At 69.8% G+C, this 24,824-nt stretch carries 24 protein-coding genes and 1 pseudogene; 18 read left to right on the top strand and 7 right to left on the bottom strand.

From position 1 onward, the window contains the following. Positions 1-16: 16 nt before the first annotated feature. Positions 17-907, top strand: coding sequence for a 3-hydroxyisobutyrate dehydrogenase (mmsB, locus tag CFB52_RS20635; protein WP_089465522.1), 891 nt, complete (start codon positions 17-19; stop codon positions 905-907). A 116-nt stretch (positions 908-1,023) separates the two neighbouring features. Here the strand turns inward: mmsB and CFB52_RS20630 are convergent, their stop codons facing one another. Next, positions 1,024-1,356 carry a hypothetical protein gene (locus tag CFB52_RS20630; protein ID WP_060311159.1) on the bottom strand — a complete coding sequence of 111 codons (333 nt, stop codon included), beginning with the start codon at positions 1,354-1,356 and terminating at the stop codon, positions 1,024-1,026. 526 nt (positions 1,357-1,882) lie between these two features. Between CFB52_RS20630 and CFB52_RS20620 the strand changes: the two genes are divergently transcribed. Next, positions 1,883-2,644: a DUF4397 domain-containing protein gene (locus tag CFB52_RS20620; protein ID WP_059582525.1), complete on the top strand. Its 762-nt coding sequence runs from the start codon at positions 1,883-1,885 to the stop codon at positions 2,642-2,644. Positions 2,645-2,757: 113 nt separating this feature from the next. On the opposite strand, the gene CFB52_RS20615 is transcribed toward CFB52_RS20620, so the two are convergent. Beyond that, on the bottom strand, positions 2,758-3,309 hold the full coding sequence (locus CFB52_RS20615) for a DUF3005 domain-containing protein (protein WP_059582527.1): 552 nt from the start codon (positions 3,307-3,309) through the stop codon (positions 2,758-2,760). Positions 3,310-3,504: 195 nt separating this feature from the next. Continuing rightward, a complete protein-coding gene (locus tag CFB52_RS34710; RefSeq protein ID WP_059582530.1) occupies positions 3,505-3,771 on the bottom strand; it encodes a lipase chaperone in 267 nt (88 codons plus the stop codon). Positions 3,772-4,004: 233 nt separating this feature from the next. Between CFB52_RS34710 and CFB52_RS20600 the strand changes: the two genes are divergently transcribed. The 4 genes from CFB52_RS20600 to CFB52_RS20585 all read left to right on the top strand — a co-directional run bounded on the left by CFB52_RS20600 (position 4,005) and on the right by CFB52_RS20585 (position 8,205). After that, positions 4,005-5,555, top strand: coding sequence for an NCS1 family nucleobase:cation symporter-1 (locus CFB52_RS20600; protein ID WP_081066422.1), 1,551 nt, complete (start codon positions 4,005-4,007; stop codon positions 5,553-5,555). 23 nt (positions 5,556-5,578) lie between these two features. Then, entirely contained in the window at positions 5,579-6,307 is a 729-nt protein-coding gene (locus tag CFB52_RS20595; RefSeq protein ID WP_059639247.1) for an aspartate/glutamate racemase family protein, read from the top strand. A gap of 61 nt (positions 6,308-6,368) precedes the next feature. Next, positions 6,369-7,544 (top strand): LysR family transcriptional regulator, encoded by a 1,176-nt coding sequence (locus CFB52_RS20590; RefSeq protein ID WP_099317297.1) that lies wholly within the window; start codon positions 6,369-6,371, stop codon positions 7,542-7,544. A gap of 229 nt (positions 7,545-7,773) precedes the next feature. Then, positions 7,774-8,205: a DUF1090 family protein gene (locus tag CFB52_RS20585; RefSeq protein WP_099317296.1), complete on the top strand. Its 432-nt coding sequence runs from the start codon at positions 7,774-7,776 to the stop codon at positions 8,203-8,205. Between the two features lie 125 nt (positions 8,206-8,330). On the opposite strand, the gene CFB52_RS20580 is transcribed toward CFB52_RS20585, so the two are convergent. Continuing rightward, positions 8,331-9,902: an MFS transporter gene (locus CFB52_RS20580; protein WP_099317295.1), complete on the bottom strand. Its 1,572-nt coding sequence runs from the start codon at positions 9,900-9,902 to the stop codon at positions 8,331-8,333. 100 nt (positions 9,903-10,002) lie between these two features. Here CFB52_RS20580 and CFB52_RS20575 point away from each other — a divergent pair, with 100 nt between their 5' ends. Together CFB52_RS20575 and CFB52_RS20570 are read left to right on the top strand one after the other, a co-directional pair. Then, the gene (locus CFB52_RS20575; RefSeq protein ID WP_099317294.1) at positions 10,003-10,881 is read left to right on the top strand and encodes a LysR family transcriptional regulator; all 879 of its coding nucleotides are present in this window, start codon (positions 10,003-10,005) and stop codon (positions 10,879-10,881) included. 167 nt (positions 10,882-11,048) lie between these two features. After that, positions 11,049-12,035, top strand: a complete 987-nt coding sequence (locus CFB52_RS20570; protein ID WP_089465776.1) for an ABC transporter substrate-binding protein — start codon at positions 11,049-11,051, stop codon at positions 12,033-12,035. Between the two features lie 28 nt (positions 12,036-12,063). Here the strand turns inward: CFB52_RS20570 and CFB52_RS20565 are convergent, their stop codons facing one another. Continuing rightward, on the bottom strand, positions 12,064-12,438 hold the full coding sequence (locus CFB52_RS20565) for a phage protein NinX family protein (RefSeq protein ID WP_099317293.1): 375 nt from the start codon (positions 12,436-12,438) through the stop codon (positions 12,064-12,066). Between the two features lie 303 nt (positions 12,439-12,741). Here CFB52_RS20565 and CFB52_RS20560 point away from each other — a divergent pair. From CFB52_RS20560 to CFB52_RS20525, 8 genes and pseudogenes are all read left to right on the top strand, one after another. Beyond that, a pseudogene (locus tag CFB52_RS20560) lies at positions 12,742-13,218 on the top strand (glycosyltransferase family 2 protein); the annotation flags it as partial. A gap of 18 nt (positions 13,219-13,236) precedes the next feature. After that, complete coding sequence (locus tag CFB52_RS20555; protein WP_099317292.1) at positions 13,237-14,484, top strand: glycosyltransferase family 87 protein; 1,248 nt, start codon at positions 13,237-13,239, stop codon at positions 14,482-14,484. Between the two features lie 103 nt (positions 14,485-14,587). Continuing rightward, positions 14,588-15,655 (top strand): ABC transporter substrate-binding protein, encoded by a 1,068-nt coding sequence (locus CFB52_RS20550; RefSeq protein ID WP_059582549.1) that lies wholly within the window; start codon positions 14,588-14,590, stop codon positions 15,653-15,655. A 14-nt stretch (positions 15,656-15,669) separates the two neighbouring features. Then, a complete protein-coding gene (locus CFB52_RS20545) occupies positions 15,670-16,512 on the top strand; it encodes an ABC transporter permease (protein WP_060009457.1) in 843 nt (280 codons plus the stop codon). A gap of 35 nt (positions 16,513-16,547) precedes the next feature. Continuing rightward, the gene (locus CFB52_RS20540; RefSeq protein WP_089465515.1) at positions 16,548-17,390 is read left to right on the top strand and encodes an ABC transporter permease; all 843 of its coding nucleotides are present in this window, start codon (positions 16,548-16,550) and stop codon (positions 17,388-17,390) included. Positions 17,391-17,430: 40 nt separating this feature from the next. Next, positions 17,431-18,276: an ABC transporter ATP-binding protein gene (locus CFB52_RS20535; RefSeq protein WP_099317291.1), complete on the top strand. Its 846-nt coding sequence runs from the start codon at positions 17,431-17,433 to the stop codon at positions 18,274-18,276. A gap of 148 nt (positions 18,277-18,424) precedes the next feature. Further along, positions 18,425-19,378 (top strand): TauD/TfdA family dioxygenase, encoded by a 954-nt coding sequence (locus CFB52_RS20530; protein ID WP_099317290.1) that lies wholly within the window; start codon positions 18,425-18,427, stop codon positions 19,376-19,378. Positions 19,379-19,549: 171 nt separating this feature from the next. Further along, a complete protein-coding gene (locus CFB52_RS20525) occupies positions 19,550-20,497 on the top strand; it encodes a TauD/TfdA family dioxygenase (protein WP_099317289.1) in 948 nt (315 codons plus the stop codon). Between the two features lie 44 nt (positions 20,498-20,541). Here the strand turns inward: CFB52_RS20525 and CFB52_RS20520 are convergent, their stop codons facing one another. After that, entirely contained in the window at positions 20,542-22,203 is a 1,662-nt protein-coding gene (locus CFB52_RS20520; RefSeq protein WP_059582563.1) for an ABC transporter substrate-binding protein, read from the bottom strand. 348 nt (positions 22,204-22,551) lie between these two features. Here CFB52_RS20520 and CFB52_RS20515 point away from each other — a divergent pair, with 348 nt between their 5' ends. Both CFB52_RS20515 and CFB52_RS20510 read left to right on the top strand, forming a co-directional pair. After that, a complete protein-coding gene (locus CFB52_RS20515; protein ID WP_059583096.1) occupies positions 22,552-22,959 on the top strand; it encodes a DUF427 domain-containing protein in 408 nt (135 codons plus the stop codon). 214 nt (positions 22,960-23,173) lie between these two features. After that, positions 23,174-24,166, top strand: a complete 993-nt coding sequence (locus tag CFB52_RS20510; protein ID WP_059639232.1) for a sulfonate ABC transporter substrate-binding protein — start codon at positions 23,174-23,176, stop codon at positions 24,164-24,166. 4 nt (positions 24,167-24,170) lie between these two features. On the opposite strand, the gene CFB52_RS20505 is transcribed toward CFB52_RS20510, so the two are convergent. Continuing rightward, a complete protein-coding gene (locus CFB52_RS20505; RefSeq protein WP_099317887.1) occupies positions 24,171-24,755 on the bottom strand; it encodes a putative glycolipid-binding domain-containing protein in 585 nt (194 codons plus the stop codon). Positions 24,756-24,824: the final 69 nt, after the last annotated feature.

The following is a 24,824-nucleotide window of genomic DNA, read 5'->3' as shown; positions in this document are numbered from 1 at the left end:
CCGACGGAGCCCGGACATGGAAATCGCCTTCATCGGACTCGGCAACATGGGCGGCCCGATGGCCGCCAACCTGCTCAAGGCCGGCCACGCGCTGACGGTGTTCGACCTCGATGCGAACGCGGTCGGCGCCGCGGTGCGCGCGGGCGCGACGGCGGCGGCGTCGCCGCGTGACGCCGCCGCGCGCGGCGCGTTGATCATCACGATGCTGCCGGCCGCGCAGCACGTGCGCGCCGTCTACCTCGGCGACGACGGCGTACTGGCCGGCGCGCGCGCCGGCGCGACGCTGGTCGACTGCAGCACGATCGACCCCGGCACCGTGCGCGCGGTGGCCGACGCCGCCGCGCGGCGCGACCTCCCGCTCGCCGACGCGCCCGTGTCAGGCGGCACCGGCGGCGCGCAGGCCGGCACGCTGACCTTCATGGTCGGCGCGGACGGCCCGCTGTTCGAGCGCATCCGCCCGGTGCTGCTCGACATGGGCAGGAACGTCGTGCACTGCGGCGGCACCGGCACCGGACAGATCGCGAAGATCTGCAACAACCTGCTGCTCGGCATCTCGATGATGGGCGTGGCGGAAGCGATGGCGCTCGGCGCCGCGCTCGGCATCGATCCGGCCGTGCTGGCCGGCATCATCAACACGTCGACCGGCCGCTGCTGGAGCTCGGACACCTACAACCCGTACCCCGGCGTGAGCGACGCGGCGCCGGCCGCGCGCGGCTATGCGGGCGGCTTCGCGGCGAACCTGATGCTGAAGGATCTCGGGCTCGCGACGGAAGCCGCACGCGGCGCGCATCAGCCGGTGTGGATGGGCGCGCTCGCGCAGCAGCTCTATCAGTCGATGAGCCAGCAGGGGCTCGGCACGCTCGACTTCTCCGCGTGCGTGAAGCTGTACGAGGCGCAGCCGGCCTGACCCGCCCGGCCGACGCCGGACGTGCGCCGGCCCGCGACGTGCCGGTACGGCATCGCGGGTCGGTTTGCCATGCGGGGGAAGGAAAACGCGGGCGGCGCAGTCATGCCGCCGGCCGGTCAACCGCGCGGGTTAGACGCCGTCTCGAAGGTCGGATGGCACTCGAACGCGAGTTCGGAGCGCGCGTCGACGCGGCGTCCGCCGGTCAGCGATTCCTGCTTCACGCTCGCGCGCATCCCGCGCTGCGAGCAGTAGTTGGTGGCTTCGCTGACGGCCTTCGCGTGGGCGTCGGCCCATGTCGTCGACACGCCGAGCGTGCGCGTCGTCACGGTGAATACGTTCGGGTTCGACGTCGTGGTGACGTCGGAAGCGGTCGAACACGCGGCGAGCAAGCACGCAGTAGCCGCAATGGTCAACCATCGCACGGTTCGAAAAGAGACTGGAATGGACATGGAGGGCAAGCGCACGCCGTTCGGCGCGCATTGAGCAACATAGGCGACAGTATGCCTGCTCGATCGCCGGAGATCATGCCCCTTTCGGTGAACACATTGTTTCGAATGGTTAAACGATGGCCGAACCCGGCAAGAATTACAGCCGTCGCCGGCCATCGTTTTCGTGCGGCATGTCATTTCGCCCGGCGCGCTGGCCACGCGGGATGCGTCGGGCCGCCCGCGGGCATGGGGACCGGCTGCGCACTGGTGCTTGCCTATGCCACACGGTTAGCGATCGCACGCGCCACGCCCTTTTTACAACCGCCACTCACGCGGTTCGCGCCCGCGCCTCGCGCCGCCATCCCGGCCAGTGCGCGCCCGCCTGCGTCCGTCGCGCCTGGTCTTCCCGCAGGCACGTCGATTGCGTCATCCTCGCGCCCGCCCTCCGGCGGACAGCCAACTTCCTTCCAACCGGCGCTGCGCCCCGCGCGATCCTTCCCGCGGCGGTCCGGCATCGCAATACAGGTTTCCTGAACGAGAGGACGACATGAAATCAATACGAACGATAGTGGCCCTGTGCTCGGTCATTTCCATGCTCACGGCATGCGGCGGCGGCGACGACGCCGGGACCGTACTCGGCATCTCGAAGCCGCAGGCGCGCTTCATCAACGCGGTGCCGGCCGGCCCGAATCTCGACTACTACCTGAATGCGAAGGTCGACCAGGCGGGCGTCGCCTACAAGGGCGTGACGCGCTATCACGACATCGATTCGGGTAATCAGACCGCGAGCTATGACGTATCGGGCACGACGACGACCATCGCGTCCCAGTCGTTCAGCGCGGCGAACGGTCACCATTACACGACGATCGCGCTGCCGAGCACGACGTCGCTGATCTCCGTCATCGACGATCCGTACGACAAGGGGCTGCTGTCCGACAAGGCGCGCGTGCGCAGCTTCAACGCGTCGCCGAATGCGCAGAACGTGGACGTGTACGTCGTGGCGCCGGGCACCGACATCACGACGGTCAGCCCGACGATGGCGGGCGCCGCCTACCAGAATGCCGTGCCGGCAACGACGCAGGATTCGGTCTACCTGAACGGCGGCACCTACCAGGTGGTCGTGACGACGGCCGGCAGCAAGTCGCCGATCCTCAAGACCGCGCCGGTCAACATCGGCAACAACGCCGACTGGCTGCTTCTGACCATTCCGTCCGGCGGCATCGGCGACGTGACGCCGAACGACATCCACGTGCTCGTCGCGCAGGGCAACGACGCCGATACGTCCGCGCAGGAGCTGGGGCCGCAGTAACGCGGCAAGGGTCCGAAAACGGTCGCGGCGGCCGGTGCGATTGCATCGGCCGCCGCGTGTCGTATACCGGGATCCAACGTCGCGGGATCAAACGCCGGCATCAACGCCGGCTATCAGTCGTCCACCCGCTCCAGGCAGATCACGTGCTCGGCACGCGTGCCGTCGCCGTGCGCGATATCCACGTCGCCGACATGGCGCACGCGCCAGCCCGGCCGCGTCGCGATCTGCGGCAGGTTGCCGGACGGCCGGCTCTCGATCCCGCCCAGCCCTTCGTCGGGCGTAGCGACCGCTTCGTCGAGCGACGCGTTCGAATAGATCACGTTGTCCTGCAGTTCGGACGCGCCGGTGCGCGCCTCCATGCCCTTGCCGTCGACGTCGACCGTGTTGTCGGTCATCGCCATGTTCGCGTTGTCGAGCGTGACGATCCGGCCGGCGGCCCGACGCACCGGATCGCCGCTGTCGACCGCATGCGCATCGACGTCGATCTCCGGCAGGCCGGTCGGCATCTTGCCGGCGACTGCCTCCGGCGTCAGCGGACGCCGCGCGACCTGCTCGGCCTGGGTCGCCGCGTCGGGCATGTCGCCGGCGGCCGGCGTCTTCACCGGGCTCTTCTCGATCTGTTCCCGCTGCTTTTCGGGGGTAGGGTTCGATTCCGCGTTCTGCATCGCACCTCCTTGGCCGGCCGACGCACGCCGGCGTCACGCCGTCGCCGCCGGGCCGGAAATCGCTACAACGGTCCTTGCAAATCTTTCATGCGCACCACTACGCGCGCGCCGTCTGGCGCACCTGCCGCCGGGCACTGCGGCGGCCGGAAGTGGGCGACACGCTCGCGCGCCGCCCGCCTGCCGCCTGAACGCGGGTCAACCGCCGCCGCTCGCGCCGGCCGGCGCCGAAGCCGCGCCCGGCAGGCTCGCGCCGGTGTCGCCGCTGCTGCCGGCCGCCCCGCTGCTGGGCATGCCCGACGGTGCGGTGGAAGGCGCGGTGGAAGGCGCGGCCGACATGCCGCTCGATGCGCCCGAGTCGGCGTTGTCGCTCTTCTTCTGGCAGCCCGCGCCTGCCGCGAGGCCCGCGATCAGGATGCCGGCGAAGACGGCTCGCGATACGTGACGAAATGAATATCGCTGCATGACACCTCCGCTGATGTCGATGTGAAGGGAACCCGTTGACCCGCAATTTGCGTGCCGCGCGCCGGCCGGCGCGGCCGGGCGCGTTCCATTTGTTTTTTGAATGCCCCCCAGCCGAATATTTAATTTCCCATCGCCGTACCTCCCGCCCATACTCGCGAACAAATCCGACACATAACGTCCACGGCGGCCGGGCCCGCGCCGCGTGCATACGCGGCCGGTTTCGCGCCCCGCACATGGAAGGAGACAACGGCGTGCAACTGGAAGCCATCCACCGCGCGAGCATCGGGCTCGGCGCGGACGACGCATCGCATCGACACGATACGGCCGCGCGCGAGCCCGCGCCGAGCCCGCGGCTGCACAACCCCGATCTCGCGCCGACCCGGGCCGAAGGCCGGACGTGGGGCCGCTACAGCATCTTCGCGCTCTGGACCAACGACGTGCACAACATCGCGAACTACTCGTTCGCGATCGGGCTGTTCGCGCTCGGCCTGTCGGGCTGGCAGATGCTCGCGTCGCTCGCGATCGGCGCGGTGCTCGTGTACTGCTTCATGAATCTCACCGGCTACATGGGCCAGAAAACCGGCGTGCCGTTCCCGGTGATCAGCCGGATGAGCTTCGGCATCTACGGGGCGATGCTGCCCGCGATGATTCGCGCGGTGATCGCGATCGCATGGTTCGGCATCCAGACCTATCTCGCGTCGGTCGTGCTGCGCGTGCTGCTTACCGCGATCTGGCCGGGCCTCGCCGCGTTCGACCGGAATGCGATCTTCGGGCTGTCGACGCTCGGCTGGATCACGTTCGTCGCGATCTGGCTCGTGCAGATCGGCATCCTCACGTACGGGATGGAGATGGTCCGCAAGTACGAGGGGCTCGCCGGCCCGGTGATCCTCGTCACGACGCTGTCGCTCGCCGCGTGGATGTTCAGCCGCACCGGCGGCCACCTCGCGATGTCGATCGGCAAGCCGATGACCGGCCTGAAGATGTGGACGGAAATCTTCGCGGGCGGCGCGCTGTGGCTCGCGATCTACGGCACGCTGGTGCTCAATTTCTGCGATTTCACCCGTTCGTCGCCGAGCGCGAAGACGGTGCGCGTCGGCAACTTCTGGGGCCTGCCGGTCAACATCCTCGTGTTCGCGACGATCAGCTTCGTGCTTGCCGGCGCACAGTTCAAGCTGAACGGCCACGTCATCCACAGCCCGACGGAAATCATCGCGACGGTGCCGAACAAGCTGTTCCTCGTGCTCGGCTGCCTCGCGTTCCTGATCGTGACGGTGGCCGTGAACATCATGGCGAACTTCGTCGCGCCGGCCTTCGTGCTGACGAGCCTCGCGCCGCACCGCCTGTCGTTTCGCCGCGCGGGCCTCATCAGCGCGACGATCGCCGTGCTGATCCTGCCATGGAACCTGTACAACAGCCCGATCGTGATCGTCTATTTCCTGTCCGGCCTCGGTGCGCTGCTCGGCCCGCTGTACGGGATCATCACGGTCGACTACTGGCTCGTGCGCAAGCAGCGCGTGAACGTGCCCGATCTCTATTCCGAAGCGCCGACCGGCGCCTACTTCTACACGCGCGGCGTGAACCGCAACGCGCTCGCGGCGCTCGTGCCGTCCGCGCTGATTTCGATCACGCTCGCCGTCGTACCGGCCTTCAGCGCGATGACGCCGTTCTCGTGGCTGCTCGGCGCGGCGATCGCGGGCGGCGTGTACTGGCTGCTGGCCGATCGCAAGCGGCAATACGAAGCGCGCTCGGGCGAACACATCGCGGTTGCCTGCGCGCGACACTGATACACACGCATACGGAGTCACGGATGAGGATCCTGGTAGTCAACGTCAACACGACCGAGTCGATCACCGACGCGATCGCCGCGCAGGCGCAGGCCGCCGCGTCGCCCGGCACGGAGATCGTCGGGCTCACGCCGCGCTTCGGCGCGGAGTCGGTCGAAGGCAACTTCGAGAGCTACCTCGCGGCGATCGCCGTGATGGATCGCGTGATGAGCTACGACGAACCGTACGATGCGGTGATCCAGGCCGGCTACGGCGAACACGGCCGCGAAGGGCTGCAGGAATTGCTGACGGCGCCCGTCGTCGACATCACCGAAGCGGCCGCGAGCGTCGCGATGCTGCTCGGCCATCGCTACTCGGTCGTCACGACACTCGACCGCACGGTGCCGCTGATCGAGGATCGCCTGAAGCTCGCCGGGCTCGATGCGCGTTGCGCGTCGGTGCGTGCAAGCGGTCTCGCGGTGCTGGAACTCGAGGAGAACCCGGCGCGCGCGATCGAGTCGATCGTCGGCGAGGCGCAGCGCGCGGTGCGGGACGATCATGCGGAAGTGATCTGCCTCGGCTGCGGCGGGATGGCCGGCCTCGACCGGCAGATCGAGGAATGCACGGGCGTGCCGGTCGTCGACGGCGTATCGGCCGCGGTCGCGCTCGCCGAGTCGCTGGTGCGCCTGAAGCTGAAGACGTCGAAGGTCCGCACCTACGCGCCGCCGCGCCCGAAGCGGATCGTCGGCTGGCCGGGCACCTTCGCGAAATGACGGGCCGCCGGCCGGCCGCCGCGTCGCGCGGCCGCCTCGCCTCGCCGGGACGCGTATCGACATGCGCGATCCGCTAGACCCGGCCGCGCCGCCCCGCGACGCGTCCGACGACTCGGGCGCGCTCGACGTGCTCGATGCGCGGCTGATGCGCATCCTGCTCGTGCTGCTGACCGAGCGTACCGTGTCGCGTGCGGCCGTGCGCCTGAACATGTCGCAGCCGGCGACGAGCGCCGCGCTCAAGCGCCTGCGCACGCTGCTCGGCGATCCGCTGCTGGTGCGCAGCCGCTACGGGATGGTGCCGACCGAGTTCGGCGCGCGACTGATCGAGCCGCTGCGCAACGCGCTGCGTGTGATCGATTTCATCCGCATCCAGCAGCCGACGTTCGACGCGCGCACGTCGGTGCGCACCTACCGGATCGGCTGCCCCGACTACCTGAACGTGCTGTTCGTGCCGAAACTCGTCGCGCTGTTTCGCGAGCGTGCGCCGAACGCGCAACTGGTGTTTCATCCGCTCGGCGACGGGTTCGACGACGAGCGCGCGCTGGCCGACGGCGAGCTCGACGTCGTGATCGACAACCGGCCCGCACGCCGGTCGCGCTTCCGTCAGGACGACCTGTTCGACGACCGCGTCGTGTGCCTGATGCGCGCGACGCATCCGCTCGCGCGGCGCGGCGCGATGACGGCCGCCGGGTTCGCGGCGGCGCCGCAGCTGTGCCCGACGCCGTCGTGGCTCGAAGCGTCCGGCGCGATCGACCGGCAGCTCGAACGCGTGGGCCTGCAACGGCGCATCGCCGTCACGCTGCCGCACTTCGAGCTCGCCGCGCATGCGCTCGTGCGCGCCGACCTGATCCTCACCACCACTTACCGGCTCGCGCGGCACTACGCGAAGCTGCTGCCGCTCGCCGCGGTCGCGCTGCCAGCCGAGCCGCCGGACATCGTGTACCGGATGACGTGGAACGAATCGGGATCGTGTGTGGAAGGCGTGCAGTGGCTGCGCGGGTTGATCGCGGAAGCGACGCGCGCATGGCTCGACGCCGACGCGATGCTGCCGGCCGTCGCCGCGATCGCCGCTTCCGGAATCGATGCGGATACCGTGAAAACCGCACCGAACGTCGCCGATTCCCCGGAGCCGACCCGTCGCCCGCGCCGCACACCGGCCGCGCATGGTCACGCGTCCCACCCGGCGCGCGTCGCGCAAGCGGCACGCATCCATCGCCTCGCGACGAAACCGCACTGACCGGCGCAGGCGTCACGCGGCGTTCCCCTTCCGCCGCCCGCGCCTGCAACGATTCGCTGCTCAACCCGTGCACGCGCGGATGGTCCGTGCGATTCCCTATTCGGACTCAAGTCAGACTAATCCTATTTACGCGCCCGGTACCGAATCGTCAGAATGCGTTCTCGAAACATCGCCGCGACCGTACCGCATCGCTGATTCACCCGGCCGCTATCCTGTCGAGAACCCCACCATGAAGAAAACGCTCGTTATCCTGGCCATTCCCGCCGCACTGCTCGCGAACACCGGCGCCTTCGCCGATACGCAAGATTGCGCGACACGCATTCGTGCACTGCAGACGCAGATCGACAACGCGAAGCGATTCGGCAACGCGCACCAGGCGATGCGCCAGCAGGCCGCGCTCGAACAGATCAAGGCCAATTGCATGGACGCCGGCCAGCTCGCGCGCGCCGAGCGCAAGGTCGCCGACAAGCAGCGCGATCTGCAGCACGCGCAGGACGAGGTGCGCGACGCACAGGCACGAGCCCATGCAGCCGAAGCGCTCGGCGATGCAAAGAAGTTGAACAACGCGCAACGCAAGCTCGCCGACAAGCAGGCCAAGCTGCGCGACGCCATGCGCAAGCTGCACGACGCGCAAGTCGATCGCGACGCACTGAAAGGCTGACGGGATGCGTCAAAGGACGTACCGGGTCATACGTGCCGCGTGAGAGTGCGAGCCGCACCGGCAGCGAGACGAGCGACCCCGAGCATCGACAGCAGAACGATGCGCTGCGCATGCAAGCGTCTGCGTCACGCGGGTTCGCGCATCGGTTGCGTAAGCAACTTGTACGCAACGACGGCCGCAACCAGCGCCAGTACGCCGCTTACCTTCAGCGCATCGGCGAATCCGCTCGCGAACGCGGCCGGCGCCGCCTGTGCGAGCGCACCGGCAGCCGATGGCGGCACGCGGCCGAGCGCCTGCGCGAGGTCGCCGGCCAGCAGGCTCGACATGAACGGCGCGTCGACGAATGCGCGCAGGCCGGGCGTCGCGGACAGCAGCCCGTCGAGCCGCGCATGCGTACTCGCCGCCAGCACCGCGCCGAGCACGCCCACGGCCGTGACGATCGCCGAGAAGCGGGTCGTCGTGCTGATGCCCGACGCCATGCCCGTGCGATTCGGCGGCACGCACGCCATGATCGCTTTCTGCGTGTCGCCGTTCATGATGCCGGCGCCGCACCCCGTCACGAACATGCCGAGCGCGACGAGCCGGTAGTCGCCGCCGCCCGTCAGCGCCGCGGTCGCGAGGTTGCCCGCGCCGATCAGCGCGAGCCCGCCGGCCAGCACGCCGCCGGACGACACGCGCGCGGCGAGCGCCGCGCCGAGCGACGGGCCGGCGATCATCGCGAACGCGAACGGCAGCATCCCGAGCCCTGCATCGATCGCCGACATCCCGAACGCGTTTTGCAGGTACAGCGGCAGGAACGTCATCATCACCTGCGCGCACGCCGCGTAACCGAACATCGCGAGCACGGCGCCGACGAAGCGCGGCTGGCGAAACAGCGCGAGATCGATCATCGGTCGCGCCTGCCAGCGCTCCGCGCCGACGAACGCCGCCAGCAGCGCCGCCGCGAGTGCGAGCCGGCCCAGCGTCGCGATGGACAGCCAGCCGTGCGACGGCGCGCCGATCAGCGCCGCGATCGCGCAGGCGAGCGCCGCGCCGAACAGCAGGCTGCCGGCCACGTCGACGCGCTTCGCATGGGGATCGTTCGATTCGTCGATCGCGACGCGCGCGCCGGCCGCCAGCAGCAGGCAGACGGGCAAGTTCAGCAGGAACACCCAGCGCCATCCGATCCATTGCGTGATCGCGCCGCCGACGAGCGGCGCGATGGCCGTCGCGATCCCCATGCACATGCCCCAGATCGCCCACGCGCGTGCGCGCTCGCGGCCGTCCGGGAAACGGTTCGCGATCACCGCGAGCGCCGCGGTCAGCAGCAGCGCGGCGCCGCCGCCCTTCACCGCACGCGCGGCGATCAGCCAGCCCGCCGAGGGCGCGACGCCGCAGCCGAGCGACGCGATGAAGAAGAGCGCGAGCCCCCCGAAGAGCATCCGCTTGCGCCCGAAGCGGTCGGCGAGCCCGCCGGCCGGCAGCAGGCACGCGGCGAACGCGGTCATGTACGCGCTGACGACCCACTCGATATCGGCGAAGCTCGCGTGAAAGCCGCGCGCGATGCTCGGCAGCGAGACGGCCACCACGTTCGTGTCGAGCACGATCAGCGAACAGGTCGCGGACGCGACGGCGAGCGTCGCCGCGGCAGGCAGACGGGCGCCGGCGGGCGGGGTGGCGGCCGCGCTTGCGCGCGACGCCGGTGAAGACGGGGACATCGGTCACTCCGGAACAGGATGTACGAGCCGTATGCTAGGCTTGCCCGGTATTGCCTGTCATTGATACTTCCACGTTGTTTCATTGACGAAAACTGCAACCATGGGCCAGCTCGAATTCCGTCATCTGCGCGCGTTCCTGAGCGTCGCGCAACACCTGCATTTCGCACGCGCGGCCGAGGCGCTCGACATGGCGCCGCCCGCGCTCACGCGGCAGATCCAGGAAGCCGAGCGCGCGCTCGGCGTGCGGCTCTTTCACCGGTCGCGCCGCGCCGTCACGCTCAGCGCGGCCGGCGAGGCCTATCTCGCGGAAGCGAGAGCCGCGGTCGAGCACCTGCAGCGAGGCCGCGAACTCGCCGCGCTGGCCGAACGCGGCGAACTCGGCCGGATCGAGATCGGCTACGTGTCGTCGGCCGTCTATTCGGGCACGCTGCAGCGCACCGTCGGCGCGTTCCGCGCCGCGCACCCGCGCATCGAGCTGAACCTGCGCGAGGTGCCGATGGACGACGTCGCGAACCAGCTCGACACGGGCCGGCTCGACCTCGCGTACGTGCGCCCGCCGCTGGCGCTGCCCGGCGGCCTGCGGATCGTCACGCTGCAGCGCGACGTGTTCGTCGCGGCCGTGCCGGCCGATTCGCGTTATGCGGCGATGGCGACCGTGCGCGCGGCGGACCTCGCCGACGCGCGCTTCGCGGTGCCCGAACAGGCGCTCGGCACGCTCGAAGTCGCGCGCCGCGGCCGCTTCGCGCCGGTCGTCGCCGCGCGGCCGGGCGGCCTGCTCGCGGTACTCGCGTGCGTGTCGGTGAACGGCTGGGTCGCGGTGATCCCCGATGCACTTGCCGGTTGCGTGTCGCTGCCGGGCGTCGTGTACCGGCCGATCGCCGGCAAGCCGATCATGTCGGCGCTCGCGCTCGCGCACCGGCGGTTCGAAAAGGCGCCGGCCGTGCGGGCATTCCTGCGGACGATTCGGCCGGCCGCGTAAGACGTGCGCGCCCGGGCGCCGGGTCGGGCGCCGCCGCACCGGCCAAACCGGCCGCCCTCCGCACGAATATGCATTTCACGATTCGATGTTTGTCGGCCGGAAACCGATTCCGTAACCTGCCCGGCAGCCGCGCCGTCCGCGCGCGGATCACCGAGGACACGCCGCCGATGACCCACTCTTTCGCCACAGCGCGCCGCCGCGCGCTGCAGCGCCTTGCCGCCCTCGCCGCCGCGCCGCTCGCGGGCGGCCTCGCACTGCCGGCCCGCGCGGCCGGCGCCGACCTGTCGGGCGTCACGCTCGTCCTCGGCGACCAGGCCGGCGGCCTGCGCGCGCTGGCCGAAGCGGCGCGCGTGCTCGACGGCACGCCGTACCGGTTCCGCTGGGCCAACTTCCAGGGCGCCGCGCCGCTGTTCGAAGCGCAGCGCGCGGGCGCGATCGATCTCGCGCCGGCCGGCGACCTGCCCGTCCTGACGGCCGCGCTCGGCGATCCGTCGCTGCGGATCGTCGCGACGCGCGTCGGCTCGCCGACGTCGCTCGGCATCGTCGTGCAGCCGGACTCGCCGGTTCGCACCGTGGCCGACCTGAAAGGGCAAACCGTCGTCGTATCGTCGGCGCGCGGCAGCATCTCGCAATACCAGTTGTACGGCGCGCTGCGCGAACATGGGCTCGCGCCGCGCGACGTCGAGGTGCGTTTCGTCCTGCCGGTCGACGCGTTCGCCGCGTTCGAGGCGAAGCGGATCGGCATCTGGGCCACGTTCGATCCGTACTACGGGCATGCGGTGCGACGCGGCGCGCGCATCGTCCGCGACGGCAGCGGCATCAACTCGGGGCTCGCGTTCCTCACGTCGCCAGTCGAAACGCTCGACGATCGCGGCAAGCGCGCGGCGCTCGCGGACGTGCTCGCGCGGCTCGCCCGGGCGGGGCAATGGGCGCTCGCGCACCCGGCCGACTACGCGAGCGTCTATGCGTCGCTCACGCGCCTGCCGCCCGACGCCGCCACCGATATCGCGCGCCGGGCCGCGCTCGCGCAGCGCAGCCTCAGCGGCGCCGACATCGACGTGCTGCAGCGCGTCGCCGATCGCGCGGCGGCGGACGCGATCCTGCCGCGCCGCGTCGACGTCGCGTCGATCGCCATCCGGAACGTGTCGGCCTGAGTGGCGCCGCGCGGCGCGCGACGCACGGTCAGCGCGGGCGCGCCATATCGAGGTCGGGCACGTCGTCGCCGAACGTCGACGCGACGACCGTGCGCATCGCGGCAATCAGCAGCGTCGGCCCCGACTGGTTGAACGTGCAGCGCTCGCCCGCGGCCGGCACGGCCCGATGCAACACGGCGCGCCACGCGCCCCGCCCGCCATCGCGCTCGAACGCGGCGAACGGCCGCCGATCGACGATCGGGCCGCCGTCCGCCCAGGACGACGACGGCGCGAACGGCGCCGGCACGCCGCCCGCCGTGCGAACCGACGTGCATCCGTACGCGTCGGCACGTGGCGCATCATGGCCTTCCGCGATCGCGACCCAGTAATCCAGCGCCGCGCCTGTCAGATCCTGGACTTGCATGCCCCTCTCCGTTACCGTCGTGACAGCAACATGCTAACGGTTGCGCGCGTATGCAGACCGGTCCGAACGCCAACGCCCCTCGGCACGGGCGGCATCGCGGAAAATCCCCCCGAGCAAACCCGCGCATGCTGTCACTCGCGTGCCGTTCGTGCGTAGAATGATCCGACGGTTCGCCGCCCCGGCCGGCGGCAGCCAGCGAGGCCGTCATAACCGCGACATGCGCACCGGTCCGGGCCCGTTTCCGCACGTTCGCCGGCAACAGAACCAGACAACGCGCCGCAGACCGGATCTCACGGGGGACGTATGTCCAGGCACACCCTGAAGCCGTTGGTATCGCTCGTCGCGCCGTTTCACGACGAAGCGGAAGCGATCGATGCGTTCTTCGCGACCACCGTTCCGATACCGGAAGCGATCGGCACCGCGCGCTTCGAAATCGTTTGCGTAAACGACGGCAGCCGCGACGGCGCGCTGGACAAGCTGATCGACATCGCGGTCGCCGATCCGCGCGTACGCATCGTCGATCTCACGCGGCGCTTCGGCAAGGAGGCCGCGCTCACCGCGGGCCTCGACGAGGCGGCCGGCGCGGCCGTGATCCTGACCGACGCCGACCTGCAGGGCCCACCGTCCCTGATTCCCGCGATGCTCGAACGCTGGCACGCGGGCGCCGAGGTCGTCGCCACGAAGCGCACCGACCGGATGTGCGATCCGCTGATGCAACGCATGGCGGCCGCCCTCTGCTACCGCGTGCACAACCGGCTTTCCGAAGTGCCGCGCAATCTGTCGGCCAAGTAGCGCCGCATGGATATTTCCGGCTCGCCGATACGGCGCGGCGAACGACCCGTCCGCGCCTGGCTCACCCCCGCACGCATCGCGCTTTACAGTGCGGTCATGCTGGCGATCGGCGTACTGCTGGGGGCGGTCCTGCTCTGGATCGGCCTTCGCTCGACCGAACCGGGCACGTTCCGCCCCGGTTCGGGGTACATGGTGTTCTGGTCCGCGTCCCATCTGATGCTCCACGGCTCGCCGTGGCAGGCCTACGACATCCCCGCGTTCTCGCGCGCGCTCGCCGGACTGTTCCCGTTGGCCGGCCGCCATGCATTCCTGCCGTGGCTGTACCCGCCGTCGTATCTGCTCGCGGTGACACCGCTCGCGCTGCTGCCCTATGCGATCAGCTATCCACTGTTCGTCGTGCTCGGCGTCGTGCTGCTCGGCCTCGCGGTGTGGCGCGTATCGGGGCTCGGCGCCGTGCCCGGCGCGACACGCATCGGCTGGCTCGCGCTGCTCGCGTGCCCCGGGGTGCTCGTCACCGCGATGTACGGACAGAACGCGATGCTGACCGCCACCTGTGCGGCGCTCGCCGTGTATTTCGTCGACCGGCGGCCGATGCTGGCCGGCCTGTGTATCGGACTCCTGTCGGTCAAGCCGCAAATGGCGATGCTGTTCCCCTTCGTGCTGATCGCCGCGCGCGCGTGGCGCGCGGTCGCATGGGCCGCGGCATGGGCGATCGCGATCACCGCACTGGGCATCGCGGCGGGCGGCATGGAACCGCTCCGCTTGTTTCTGCGGAATGCCGGCGCGCTGCGCGCGCTGATCATCGAGCATGGCGTGCCGTTCTGGTTCGCGTCGCCGACACCATTCGCGTCGTTTCGGCTCGCCGGCCTGTCGCCCGCCGCCGCGTTCGCCGGCCAGGCCGCCGTCGCGGCGATCGCGCTCGCGGCGGCGTGCCAGGTCTGGCGCCGCAGCCGGGACACGCGGTTGCGCGGCGCGGTACTGGTCGTCGCGACGCTCGTCGCCAATCCGTATGTCTGGCACTACGAACTGTCGTGGCTGTGCATTCCGATCGCCTGCATGATCGCCATCGGCTCGCAGCATGGCTGGCGGCGCGGCGAGCAATGCGCCGTCGCCGCGATGTGGGCGCTGCCGCTGTACGAGTTTCTGAATCCGTGGATGACGCTGCCGCAGATCGGGCCCGCCATCACGTCGATCGCGCTGCTCGTGCTGCTGCAGCGCGCTCGGTCCCTCCCGCGATCCCCCGCGCGGCGATAAGCATAGTTCAAATCGTTGCTTGTCCGGCCTCCGGGCGTCATCGAGAATGACCCGACGGGCTGCGGCCCGGCCTCGTTCCCCAACGTTCCGGATCCATCGATTCATGCTTCCACTGCGCCTGCTGCGATCACTGCTGATCGCGTCCCTCGTTGCGTTGCCGGCCGCCGCCGCGCACGCGGACAAGCCCGCCATTCTCCGCATCGGCGTCGCCCAGCAGGGCGCCGGCGACCCACCGACGTTCGGCGGATCGAGCGCCGCGACGGTGCAGTTGCAGCAGCTCGTCGAAAAGGAATTCGCCGCCGACGGCATCAAGGTCGAATGGCTGTTCTTCAAGGGCGCGGGGCCGGCCGTCAACGAGGCGATCGCCAACAAGGCGCTCGACTTCGCATACCAGGGCGACCTGCCCGCCGTGCTCGCGCGCTCGAACGGGATCAAGACGCGCCTGCTGCTCGCCGCGAGCGTGCGATCGGGCATCAAGATCGCGGTGCCGCCAGACTCCACGATCCGCTCGATCAAGGACCTGAAGGACCGCCGCGTGTCAATCTTCCGCGGCACCAACCTGCAGCTCGTCGCCGACAACGCGCTCGCGAAGAACGGCCTCGGCGAACGCGACCTGCGCGTGATCAACCTCGACGCCGCCAGTTCGCTGGCCGCGCTCGCGTCGAAGGGCATCGACGCGTCGGTCGGCGATTACGGGCTCTACAAGCTGCGCGACGCGGGCCTCGCGAAAATCATCTACGAATCGCAGAACGACGGCCCGCAGTTGACGCGCCAGACCCACCTGCTCGTACTCGACGATTTCGAACGCGCGCACCCGGACATCGTGCAGCGCGTCGTCACCGCGTTCGTGAAGGGCGCGCAATGGTCGTCCGACGAGGCGAACCGCGACGCGCTGTTCAAGCTGTGGGCGAAGAGCGGCGTGCCGTACACGTCGTGGCAGGCCGACTATGCGAACCAGCGCCTGAAGGACCGCCTGTCCCCGCTGATCGACCCGTTCGTCGTCGCGCGCTACAAGGCCGTCGCGCAGGACGCGCTGAACCTGAAGCTGATCCGTCAGCCGGTCGACGTCGACGGCTGGTTCGAGCCGAAGTATCTCGACCATGCATTGCGCACGCTCAAGCTCGAAAACTACTGGCCGCGCTATGACGCGGCCGGCAAGCCTCTCTCCTGACCGGATCGACCCCGATGAGCGACACCGCGTTTCCCGTCCCGTCGTCCGAGTCGCGCACGCTCGCCGTGCCGCCGCGCCGCGCGGCCGCGCTGGAACGGCTCGCGTGGCGGCTCGCGCCGTGGGTGCTGCCCGCGCTGCTGTTCGCGCTGTGGAGCGTGGGCAGCGCGCGCGGCTGGATCGCGCCGCAAATCCTGCCGCCGCCCGAACGCGTGGTCGACACGCTGGCCGAGCTAGCGTCGAACGGCGATCTCGTGCGCCACACGCTGATCAGCCTGCAACGCGTGCTCGTCGGCTTCGCGGCCGGCACGCTGCTCGGCGTGTCGATCGGCGTCGCGCTCGGGCTGTCGCGCACGCTGGAAGCCTACGTGCTGCCGAGCTTCAACGCGCTCGTGCAGATCCCGGTGCTCGGCTGGCTGCCGTTCCTGCTGCTGCTCGTCGGCGTCGGCGAGCCGCTGAAGTACCTGCTGATCGCGCATGCGGCGCTCGTCCCCGTCACGCTGAGCACGCTGCAGGGGTTTCGCCAGACGCCGCCCGCCCTCGACGAAGTCGCGCGCGGGTTCGGCTACACGCGCCGGCAACGCATCGTCCACGTCGTGCTGCCGGCCGCGATCCCGACGCTCGCGACCGGCGTGCGGCTCGCGTTCACGAAGTCGTGGCTCGCGCTCGTCGTGGTCGAACTCGTCGCGTCGTCCGAAGGGCTCGGCTACCTGATCGTGTACGGGCGGCAACTGTTCCAGCTCGATCTCGTGATGGCAGCCGTGGTCGTGGTCGGCGCGGTCGGCCTGCTGATCAACCGGGCGCTCGACGCACTCGAAGCGCGCCTGCGCCGCGGCGTGCCGTCCGCGTTTCGCGGCTGAACGGGCCCGCCCGCCCAACCGAAGGAGAATCGCCCGTGCCGCATGCCGCCGCGCCGTCAGCCACACCGCCCGCTACCACCGCTACCACCGCTACATCCGCCGCGGCCGCCCGCCGTCCGCATGTGCCCGACTGGCGCGGCTTCGTGCTGCCGCTCGCGGCGTTCGCGCTCTGGTGGGCGATCGCTTCCGCGCATCTCGTGACAAGCGGGCTGCTCGTCGGCCCGGCCGACGTGCTGCACACCGCGTGGGCGCAGGCGGCAAGCGGCGCGCTCGGCCGTGCGCTGTCGGCGTCGCTCGCGCGCGAAGCGTGCGGGTTCGCGATCGGCGCGACGGGCGGCCTCCTGCTCGGCGCGGTGCTCGGGCTGTCGCGCATCGCCGCGCGGATGGTCGGCCCGAGCTTCGACACGTTCAAGCAGATCTCGCTGTTCGCGTGGATTCCGCTGATTTCCGTGTGGTTCGGCCTCGGCGACGTCGCGAAGGTCGTGTTCCTGTCGCTCGCCGCGCTACTGCCGGTCGCCGCCCATACCTGCGACGGCATTCACGCGGTGCCGCGCGCGTATGTCGACGTCGCCCGCGCGCTGCGTTACTCGCGGCTCCAGCTGATCCGCCACGTGATCCTGCCGGCCGCGCTGCCGTCGATCTTCACCGGCCTGTATCTCGGCCTGATCTATTCGTGGCTCGCGACGCTCGGCGCCGAATACCTGCTCGTCGCCGGCAGCGGGATCGGCAACACGCTGATCGACGGCAGCGAGCAGTTCCGGATGGATCTCGTGCTGTTCGGGATCATCGTCGTCGGCGTAACCGGCTGGGCGCTGAACGCGACCGCGCGAGCGATCGAGCGCAAGGTGCTGGCCCGGCGCGGCGACCTCACGCGCTGAGCGCCCCTTGCCTCCTTTCCGCCCCCTTCTTCGTACCGCCATGACGACCCTCGCCTCCGATTCGCTCGACATCCTCCATGTAAGCAAGCACTACGCGCGACGCGACGCGGCGCTCGCCGTGCTCGACGACGTATCGCTGCACGTGCGTGCCGGCGAATTCGTCACGATCGTCGGCGCCAGCGGCTGCGGCAAGTCCACGCTTCTGCGGCTCGTCGCCGGGCTCGACACCGACTACACGGGCGAAATCCGCGCGGGCGGTGAACGCGTGCGCGACACGTCGCTACAGCGCGGCATCGTGTTCCAGGATCACCGGTTGTTTCCGTGGCTGACCGTCGAACAGAACATCGGCGCCGCGCTGCGCAATGCGCCGCTGGACGCCGCCGCGAAACGGCGTGCGGTCGCCGAACACATCGCCCTCGTCGGGCTGAACGGCTTCGAGCACGCGTTTCCGAACCAGTTGTCGGGCGGGATGGCGCAGCGCGTCGCGATCGCGCGCGGTCTCGTGAACCGGCCGCGCGTGCTGCTGCTCGACGAGCCGTTCGGCGCGCTCGACGCGCAGACGCGCGCGAAGATGCAGAACGAACTGCTGCGCATCTGGGAACAGAAACGCATCACGATGCTGCTGGTCACGCATGACGTCGACGAAGCCGTCTATCTCGGCGACCGTGTCGTCACGATGGCGCCGCGTCCGGGCCGCATCGCGCGCATCGTCGACGTCGCGCTGCCGCGCCCGCGCCGGCGCGATTCGCCGGCATTCGCGCGCTTGCGCGCCACGGTGCTCGCCGATTTCGACGACAGCGACCCGTCGGGCGACGACGCGTCGGGCGGCAAGCGCATCGACGCGGCGCGAGCGCACCCGATCGGCGAATGGCGGCTCGCGTGGTAGCGATGCGACGCGTTTGCATTGCTCAGCATGACGACACATATCGTTCAGCGCAGCCCGCACGCTAAGGTTGTGACGATTCATCGGTTCCGAATCCGCACGGCGCCTGCTTGAATGGAGGCTCGACCGACCCGACTCCAGGAGACTCCCGATGTCCGATGTCCAGCACGCCGCTCACTCGCCTTCGCCTGCTTCGCACGCCGCGCCGCGCACGGCCGCCGTCCCGCTTCAGCTTCGCCAGGTCGCCGGCCGGATCGGCGCCGAAATTTCCGGCGTGCGGCTGTCGGCCACGCTCGACGACGCGACGTTCGACGCGATCCACGCCGCGCTGCTGCGCCACAAGGTGCTGTTCTTCCGCGGCCAGCACCATCTCGACGACACCGCGCAGGAAGCGTTCGCCCGCCGCTTCGGCGACACGGTCGCGCACCCGACCGTGCCGTCCGTCGACGGCAGCGCGGCGCTGCTCGAACTCGATTCCGCGCACGGCGCACGCGCGAATTCGTGGCATACCGACGTGACCTTCGTCGATGCGTATCCGAAGGTCTCGATCCTGCGCGCGGTCGTGATCCCGCCGTTCGGCGGCGACACCGTATGGGCCAACACGGCCGCCGCGTACGCGCATCTGCCCGATTCGCTGCGCGCGCTCGCGGACACGCTGTGGGCGCTGCACACGAACGCCTACGACTATGCGTCGACGCACGTGCACGCCGACGATGCACAACTGAAGCGCTACCGCGAAGTGTTCACGTCGACCGTCTACGAAACCGAGCACCCGGTCGTGCGCGTGCATCCAGAAACCGGCGAGCGTACGCTCGTGCTCGGACACTTCGTGCAGCGGCTCAAGGGGCTGTCGGCGCAGGATTCCGCGCACCTGCTGCAGGTGTTCCACGAGCACGTGACGCGTCTCGAGAACACCGTGCGCTGGAACTGGCAGGAGGGCGACGTCGCGATCTGGGACAACCGCGCGACGCAGCACTATGCGATCAACGACTACGGCGATGCGCGCCGGGTCGTGCGCCGCGCGACCGTTCACGGCGACGTGCCGGTCGGCATCGACGGCCGCCGGAGCGTCCTGCTGAAGGGGCCGGGCGCCACGCTGCAATAACGTCCATGTCCCGCGGCGGCGCCCTTTCGCCTGTTTCCTTTCCCTTTTTTCCGCGCGCCGCCGCGCCACTCCCTGCCGGACACCCGCCATGAACATCGCGCCACCGGACCGACGCTTGCACGCGCAACGATGTCGTCCGTCTTCCCCGTTCACTTCCGCCAGGAGCGTCGCATGAGCGCCCTACTCGCCCCCCCCGCCCAGCCGGTCGACGTGATCCCGCTGTCCGCCCACATCGGTGCGGAAATCCGCGGCGTCGACCTCACGCAACCGTTGACGACGCCGCAGATCACGGCGATCCGCGCCGCGCTGCTGAAATGGCGCGTCGTCTTCTTCCGCGAACAATTTCTCACGCACGAGCAGCATGTCGCGTTCTGCGCGCAGTTCGGCGAGCCGACGGTCGGGCACCCGGTGTTCGGGCATGTCGACGGCCATCCGGCCGTCTATTCGATCGCGAAGCATCGCAAGGCGACGCGCTTCGAAGGCGAACCGGTGCGCCGGCCCTGGACCGGCTGGCACACCGACGTGACGGCCGCCGTGAATCCGCCGTGGGCATCGATCCTGCGCGGCGTGACGATCCCGCCGTACGGCGGCGACACGCACTGGACCAACCTCGTGCGCGCCTACGAAACGCTGTCCGCGCCGCTGCGCGGCTTCGTCGACACGCTGCGCGGCATCCATCGCTTCACGCCACCGCCAGGCGCGCGCGCGACCGGCGCATTCGACGACGCGGTCGAGCGCCGCCCGCTCGTGACCGAGCATCCGCTCGTGCGCGTGCATCCGGAAACCGGCGAACGCGCGCTGTACGTGAGCCCGAGCTTCCTGAAATCGATCGTCGGGCTGACGCCGCGCGAGAGCCAGGCGCTGCTCGAACTGCTGTGGGAGCACGTGACGCGGCCGGAATTCACGATCCGCTTCAAGTGGGAGCCGCGCAGCATCGCGTTCTGGGACAACCGGGCGACCGCGCATCTCGCGCCCGTCGACATCTTCGATCTCGACTTCGACCGCCAGCTATATCGCACGACGCTCGTCGGCGACGTGCCGGTCGGCCCCGACGGCCGGCCGTCGGTCGCGCTCGAAGGCACGCCGGTCGAAACGGCCGCGGCCGTCGCGCTCGACTGACGCGGCGAACGCCGGTGCGCACGGGCGCGCCGGCCCCCCTTCCGTCAATCGAGCCACACACCGTCGAACCGGTGCCCGCCGAGCGGCGAGAACGTCAGCCCGTGGACGCGCCTGGAGATCGGCAGCGACACGATCGACGTCGCGATCGGCGTGAACGGCACCTGGTCCTTGAACACCACCTGCGCCTGCTCGTACAGCGCCGTGCGCTTCGCGACATCGGCATTCGAGCGCGCCGCCGTCACGAGTTGCTCGAAGTCCTTGTTGCACCACTTCGCGAGATTGCTGCCGTGCACGGCGTCGCAGCCGAGCAGCGTGCCGAGCCAGTTGTCGGGGTCGCCGTTGTCGCCCGACCAGCCGTACAGGATCGCGTCGTGCTGGCCGTCGTGCTTCGCGCGGCGGTTGTATTCGCCCCATTCGTAGCTGACGATCCTCGCGCGCACGCCGATCCTCGCCCAATCCTGCTGGATCAGTTGCGCCATCAACTGCGCGTTCGGGTTGTACGGGCGCTGCACGGGCATCGCCCACAGCGTGAGGTCGAAGCCGTTGGGAAACCCGGCCTGCGCGAGCAGCGCCTTCGCGGCGGCCGGATCGCGCGGCGCGTCCTTCAGGCGCGGGTTGTACGACCATTGCGCGGGCGGCATCGGGTTCGTCGCGATCGTCGCGTCGCCGTTGAACACGGTCTTGATGATCGCCGCCTTGTCGATCGCGATGTCGAGCGCGCGCCGCACGTCGACGCGATCGAGCGGCGGATGCTGCGTGTTGTACGCAACGAAGCCGACGTTGAAGCCCGTCCCCGAAAACAGCGTCAGCTTCGGGTCGCGCCGCACCGTCTCGAGATCGGCCGGCCGCGGAAACGCCGACACCTGGCACTCGCCGGCCACGAGCTTCTGCAAGCGCGCGGCCGGGTCGGGCGTGATCGCGAACACGAGGCGCGCGAGCTTCACGTCGTCCGGGTTCCAGTAGTCGGGATTCGCGTCGTAGCGGATCAGCGCGTCCTTCTGGTACGTACGCAGCACGAACGGCCCCGTGCCGACCGGGAACTGGTTGATGTCCGACTCCCGATGGCGCGCGGCGAGCTGCCCCGCATATTCGGCCGACAGCACCGACGCGAACGCCATCGCGAGATTGCGCACGAACACGACGTCGGGCGACTTCAGCACGAAGCGCACCGTGTAGTCGTCGACTTTCTCGATGTGCTCGATGTTGCGGTCGAAGCCGAGATCGCTGAAATACGGGAAGCTGACCGGATACGCCTTGCGGAACGGATCGTCCGGGTCGAGCATCCGGCGGAACGTGAACACGACGTCGTCGGCCTGGAACGGACGCGTCGGCTTGAACCACGCGGTGGTCTGGAATTTCACGCCGCGCCGCAGGTGGAACGTGATCGTGCGCTGGTCGGGCGACACGTCCCAGCTCGTCGCGAGCGCGGGTACGAGATCGAGCGTGCCGCGCTTGAACTGCACGAGCCCGTTGTAGATCGGGTACGTGCTCGCATCGAAATCGGTGCTCGTCGTGTGCTGGCCGGGATCGAAGCCGGCCGGGCTGCCTTCGGTACAGTACACGAGCGTCTTGCCCGCGGGCGCCGCGAGCGCGTGCGTCGCGGCGCCCGCCAATAGCAACGACGCGGCGATGCAGCGGAGCGCGGCGCCGGCATGCGATACGCCGCGCGTGCGGCGCGCGGCTGACGAAACGAAAGGATTCTTCATGGTGGCGGATAAAAAAGGCTGTCATGCGATTGACGACCGCCGATCTTCGCGCGCCTCCCGCCGATCGCTTACCAATTAATTCCGCGTTGCTTATCGTCGTGGATGCATCCCGCTGCCGCGGCATCGAAAAGTCCATGCGAGCGCCGCATGCATGCCGAACGCCGCCGCCGCGAGCCGCCCGGACACCCGATCGAAAACCGCCGCACGGCCTTCCGGCCCCCTGCAAGTTCTCCGGAATGGGTGCATCGTATCGATTGGCCGACGCCGGCGCCGGCGCGCGGGAATCCGCCCGGCGTGCACATGCCGGCACGGCGCGTCCGTGCGCGCCGCCCTTTCCGGAGGAACCCGATGCCGATCAACCCCGATACGCCCTCTCGTCCCGTGAAGTCGCCGGGCCCCGATCACCCGATCCTGATCGAACCGCATTCGTCCCGCGTGATCGTGAAGGTGGCCGACAAGGTCGTCGCCGATACGCGCCATGCGCTGGTGCTGCGCGAGGCCAGCTATCCGGCGGTGCTGTACATTCCGCGCGAGGATGCCGACATGTCGCTGCTCGAACGCACCGAACACGCGACCTACTGCCCGTACAAGGGCGATTGCGCGTACTACTCGATTCCGGCCGGCGGCGAACGCTCGATCAACGCCGTGTGGACGTACGAGCATCCGAATCCGGCCGTCGAATCGATTCGCGGGCACCTCGCGTTCTATCCGGATCGCGTCGACTCGATCGAGGAAAGCCTGCTCGTCACCGAGTGAGCGCGGCGGCGTGCTGCCGCGTCACCGGTTACGTATCGTCCGGCCGCTGATTTGCATATTCGGATTCGTTGGTTGGCCGCCGGCCCGCCGCGCCGTATCGTCCTGACTCCGGCGCGGGCCGGCCCGTTGCGTGCGTCGCCCGCATCCGGCCCGGTCCTGCGCCGGCCGCGCCACCTTCGCGCGCGGCCCGTGAACCCGCCAGCAGGACGCCTCGATGAACGACACACCGCACGCAGACCTTGAATCGACTCCGGCGAACCCGCGCCGCCGCCAGTGGCTGCACGGCGCGGCCGCCGGGCTGGCCGGGCTCGCGCTCGGGCCGCTCGCGGCCGCGCCCGCACGCGCCGACGCCGGCGGCACGCGGCTGCGCATCGGCTTCCAGAAATACGGCAACTTCGTCGTGCTCAAGGCGCGCGGCACGCTCGAGAAGCGTCTCGCGAGCCAGGGCGTCGCCGTGCAATGGCTCGAATTCCCGGCCGGCCCGCAACTGCTCGAGGGGCTGAACGCCGGCGCGATCGACGTCGGCACGGTCGGCGAAACCCCGCCGATCTTCGCGCAGGCGGCCGGCGTCGATTTCGTCTACATCGGCAACGAGCCGCCCGCGCCCCAGGGCGAGGCGATCGTCGTGCTGCCCGATTCGCCGATCCGAACCGTCGCGCAACTGCGCGGCAAGAAGGTCGCGTTCAACAAGGGTTCGAACGTCCACTACCTGCTGGTGAAGGCGCTCGAGCGCGCGGGCCTGACCTATGCCGACATTCAGCCGATCTACCTGACGCCGGCCGATGCGCGCGCCGCGTTCGTGCAGCGCAGCGTCGATGCGTGGGTGATCTGGGATCCGTATCTGGCCGCCGCCGAACGGCAGCTCGGCGCGCGCGTGGTCGCGAACGGCGACGCGCTCGTGCGCAATACGCAGTACTACCTCGCCGCGCGCAAGTACGCGGCCGCGCACCCGCAGGTGCTGCGTGCGCTGCTCGACGAAGTCGACGCGGTCGACCGCTGGGCGCGCGATCACGTGCCCGAGGTGGCCGCGCAACTGTCCCCGCTCGTCGGCCTCGACGCGCCGACGCTCGAAGTCGCGCTCAAGCGCGCCGGCTACGGCGTGCAGCCGATCACCGACGCGACTCTCGCGTACCAGCAGAGCATCGCCGACGCGTTCAGCACGCTGAAGCTGATTCCGGCCAAGCTGTCGGTCGCCAGCGCGCGCTGATGCGTCACGACGCGGGCGCCGCGCCGATGCGCCGCCATTCGTCGTAGTCGGTGACGAGGCCCGCGCCGTCGATCGCGATATCGGCCGCATACGTGCCGCTCTCGTAGCGATACACGTGCGGCGCCGTGCGCGTATAGCGCTGCTCGCCGCGCACGATGTCGACATCCGGAAAACGCAGCCACGCGGTGCGAATCTCCGCCGACTCGCCGACGGCGAGCGCGAGCCGCCGGATCGGCAGCGTATTGGTCGACGGACTGAAGCCGAGATCGATGTCGGTCGCGCCCGCGAGCGCCGGCGCATCGACGCCGTCGATCGCCCACCGCCCCGCATCGCACGCGATGTCCCATTGCCGTGGCGGCGCCGTGCCGGTCCACCGCGTCACGCGCGCCGAACGCGTGAGCCAGTCGGTCCCGCATGCGATCGCGTAATCGATGCGAAACGGCGTGCCGTCGATCGCGCCCGCCACCGTCCCCGCCAGCGCGATGCCCGTTTGCGACTCGTCGAGCCGGCACCATTCGGCCGCCTGCCACGTCTGCACGATCTGCCATGCGACGCAATTCGTCCGTGGGGCTTCGTTGCGTTGCGTCATGCCGGGTCTCCTGTCGGTCGCGCGGGAACGAAGCCGATTTTCGCTCACGGCGCGGACGAACGCACGCGG

The organism is Burkholderia sp. AU18528, from assembly GCF_002223215.2.
Classification (GTDB): domain Bacteria; phylum Pseudomonadota; class Gammaproteobacteria; order Burkholderiales; family Burkholderiaceae; genus Burkholderia; species Burkholderia semiarida.
The sequence above is the reverse complement of the archived record's forward strand: the minus strand, read 5'-3'. Positions and strand labels throughout refer to the sequence as shown.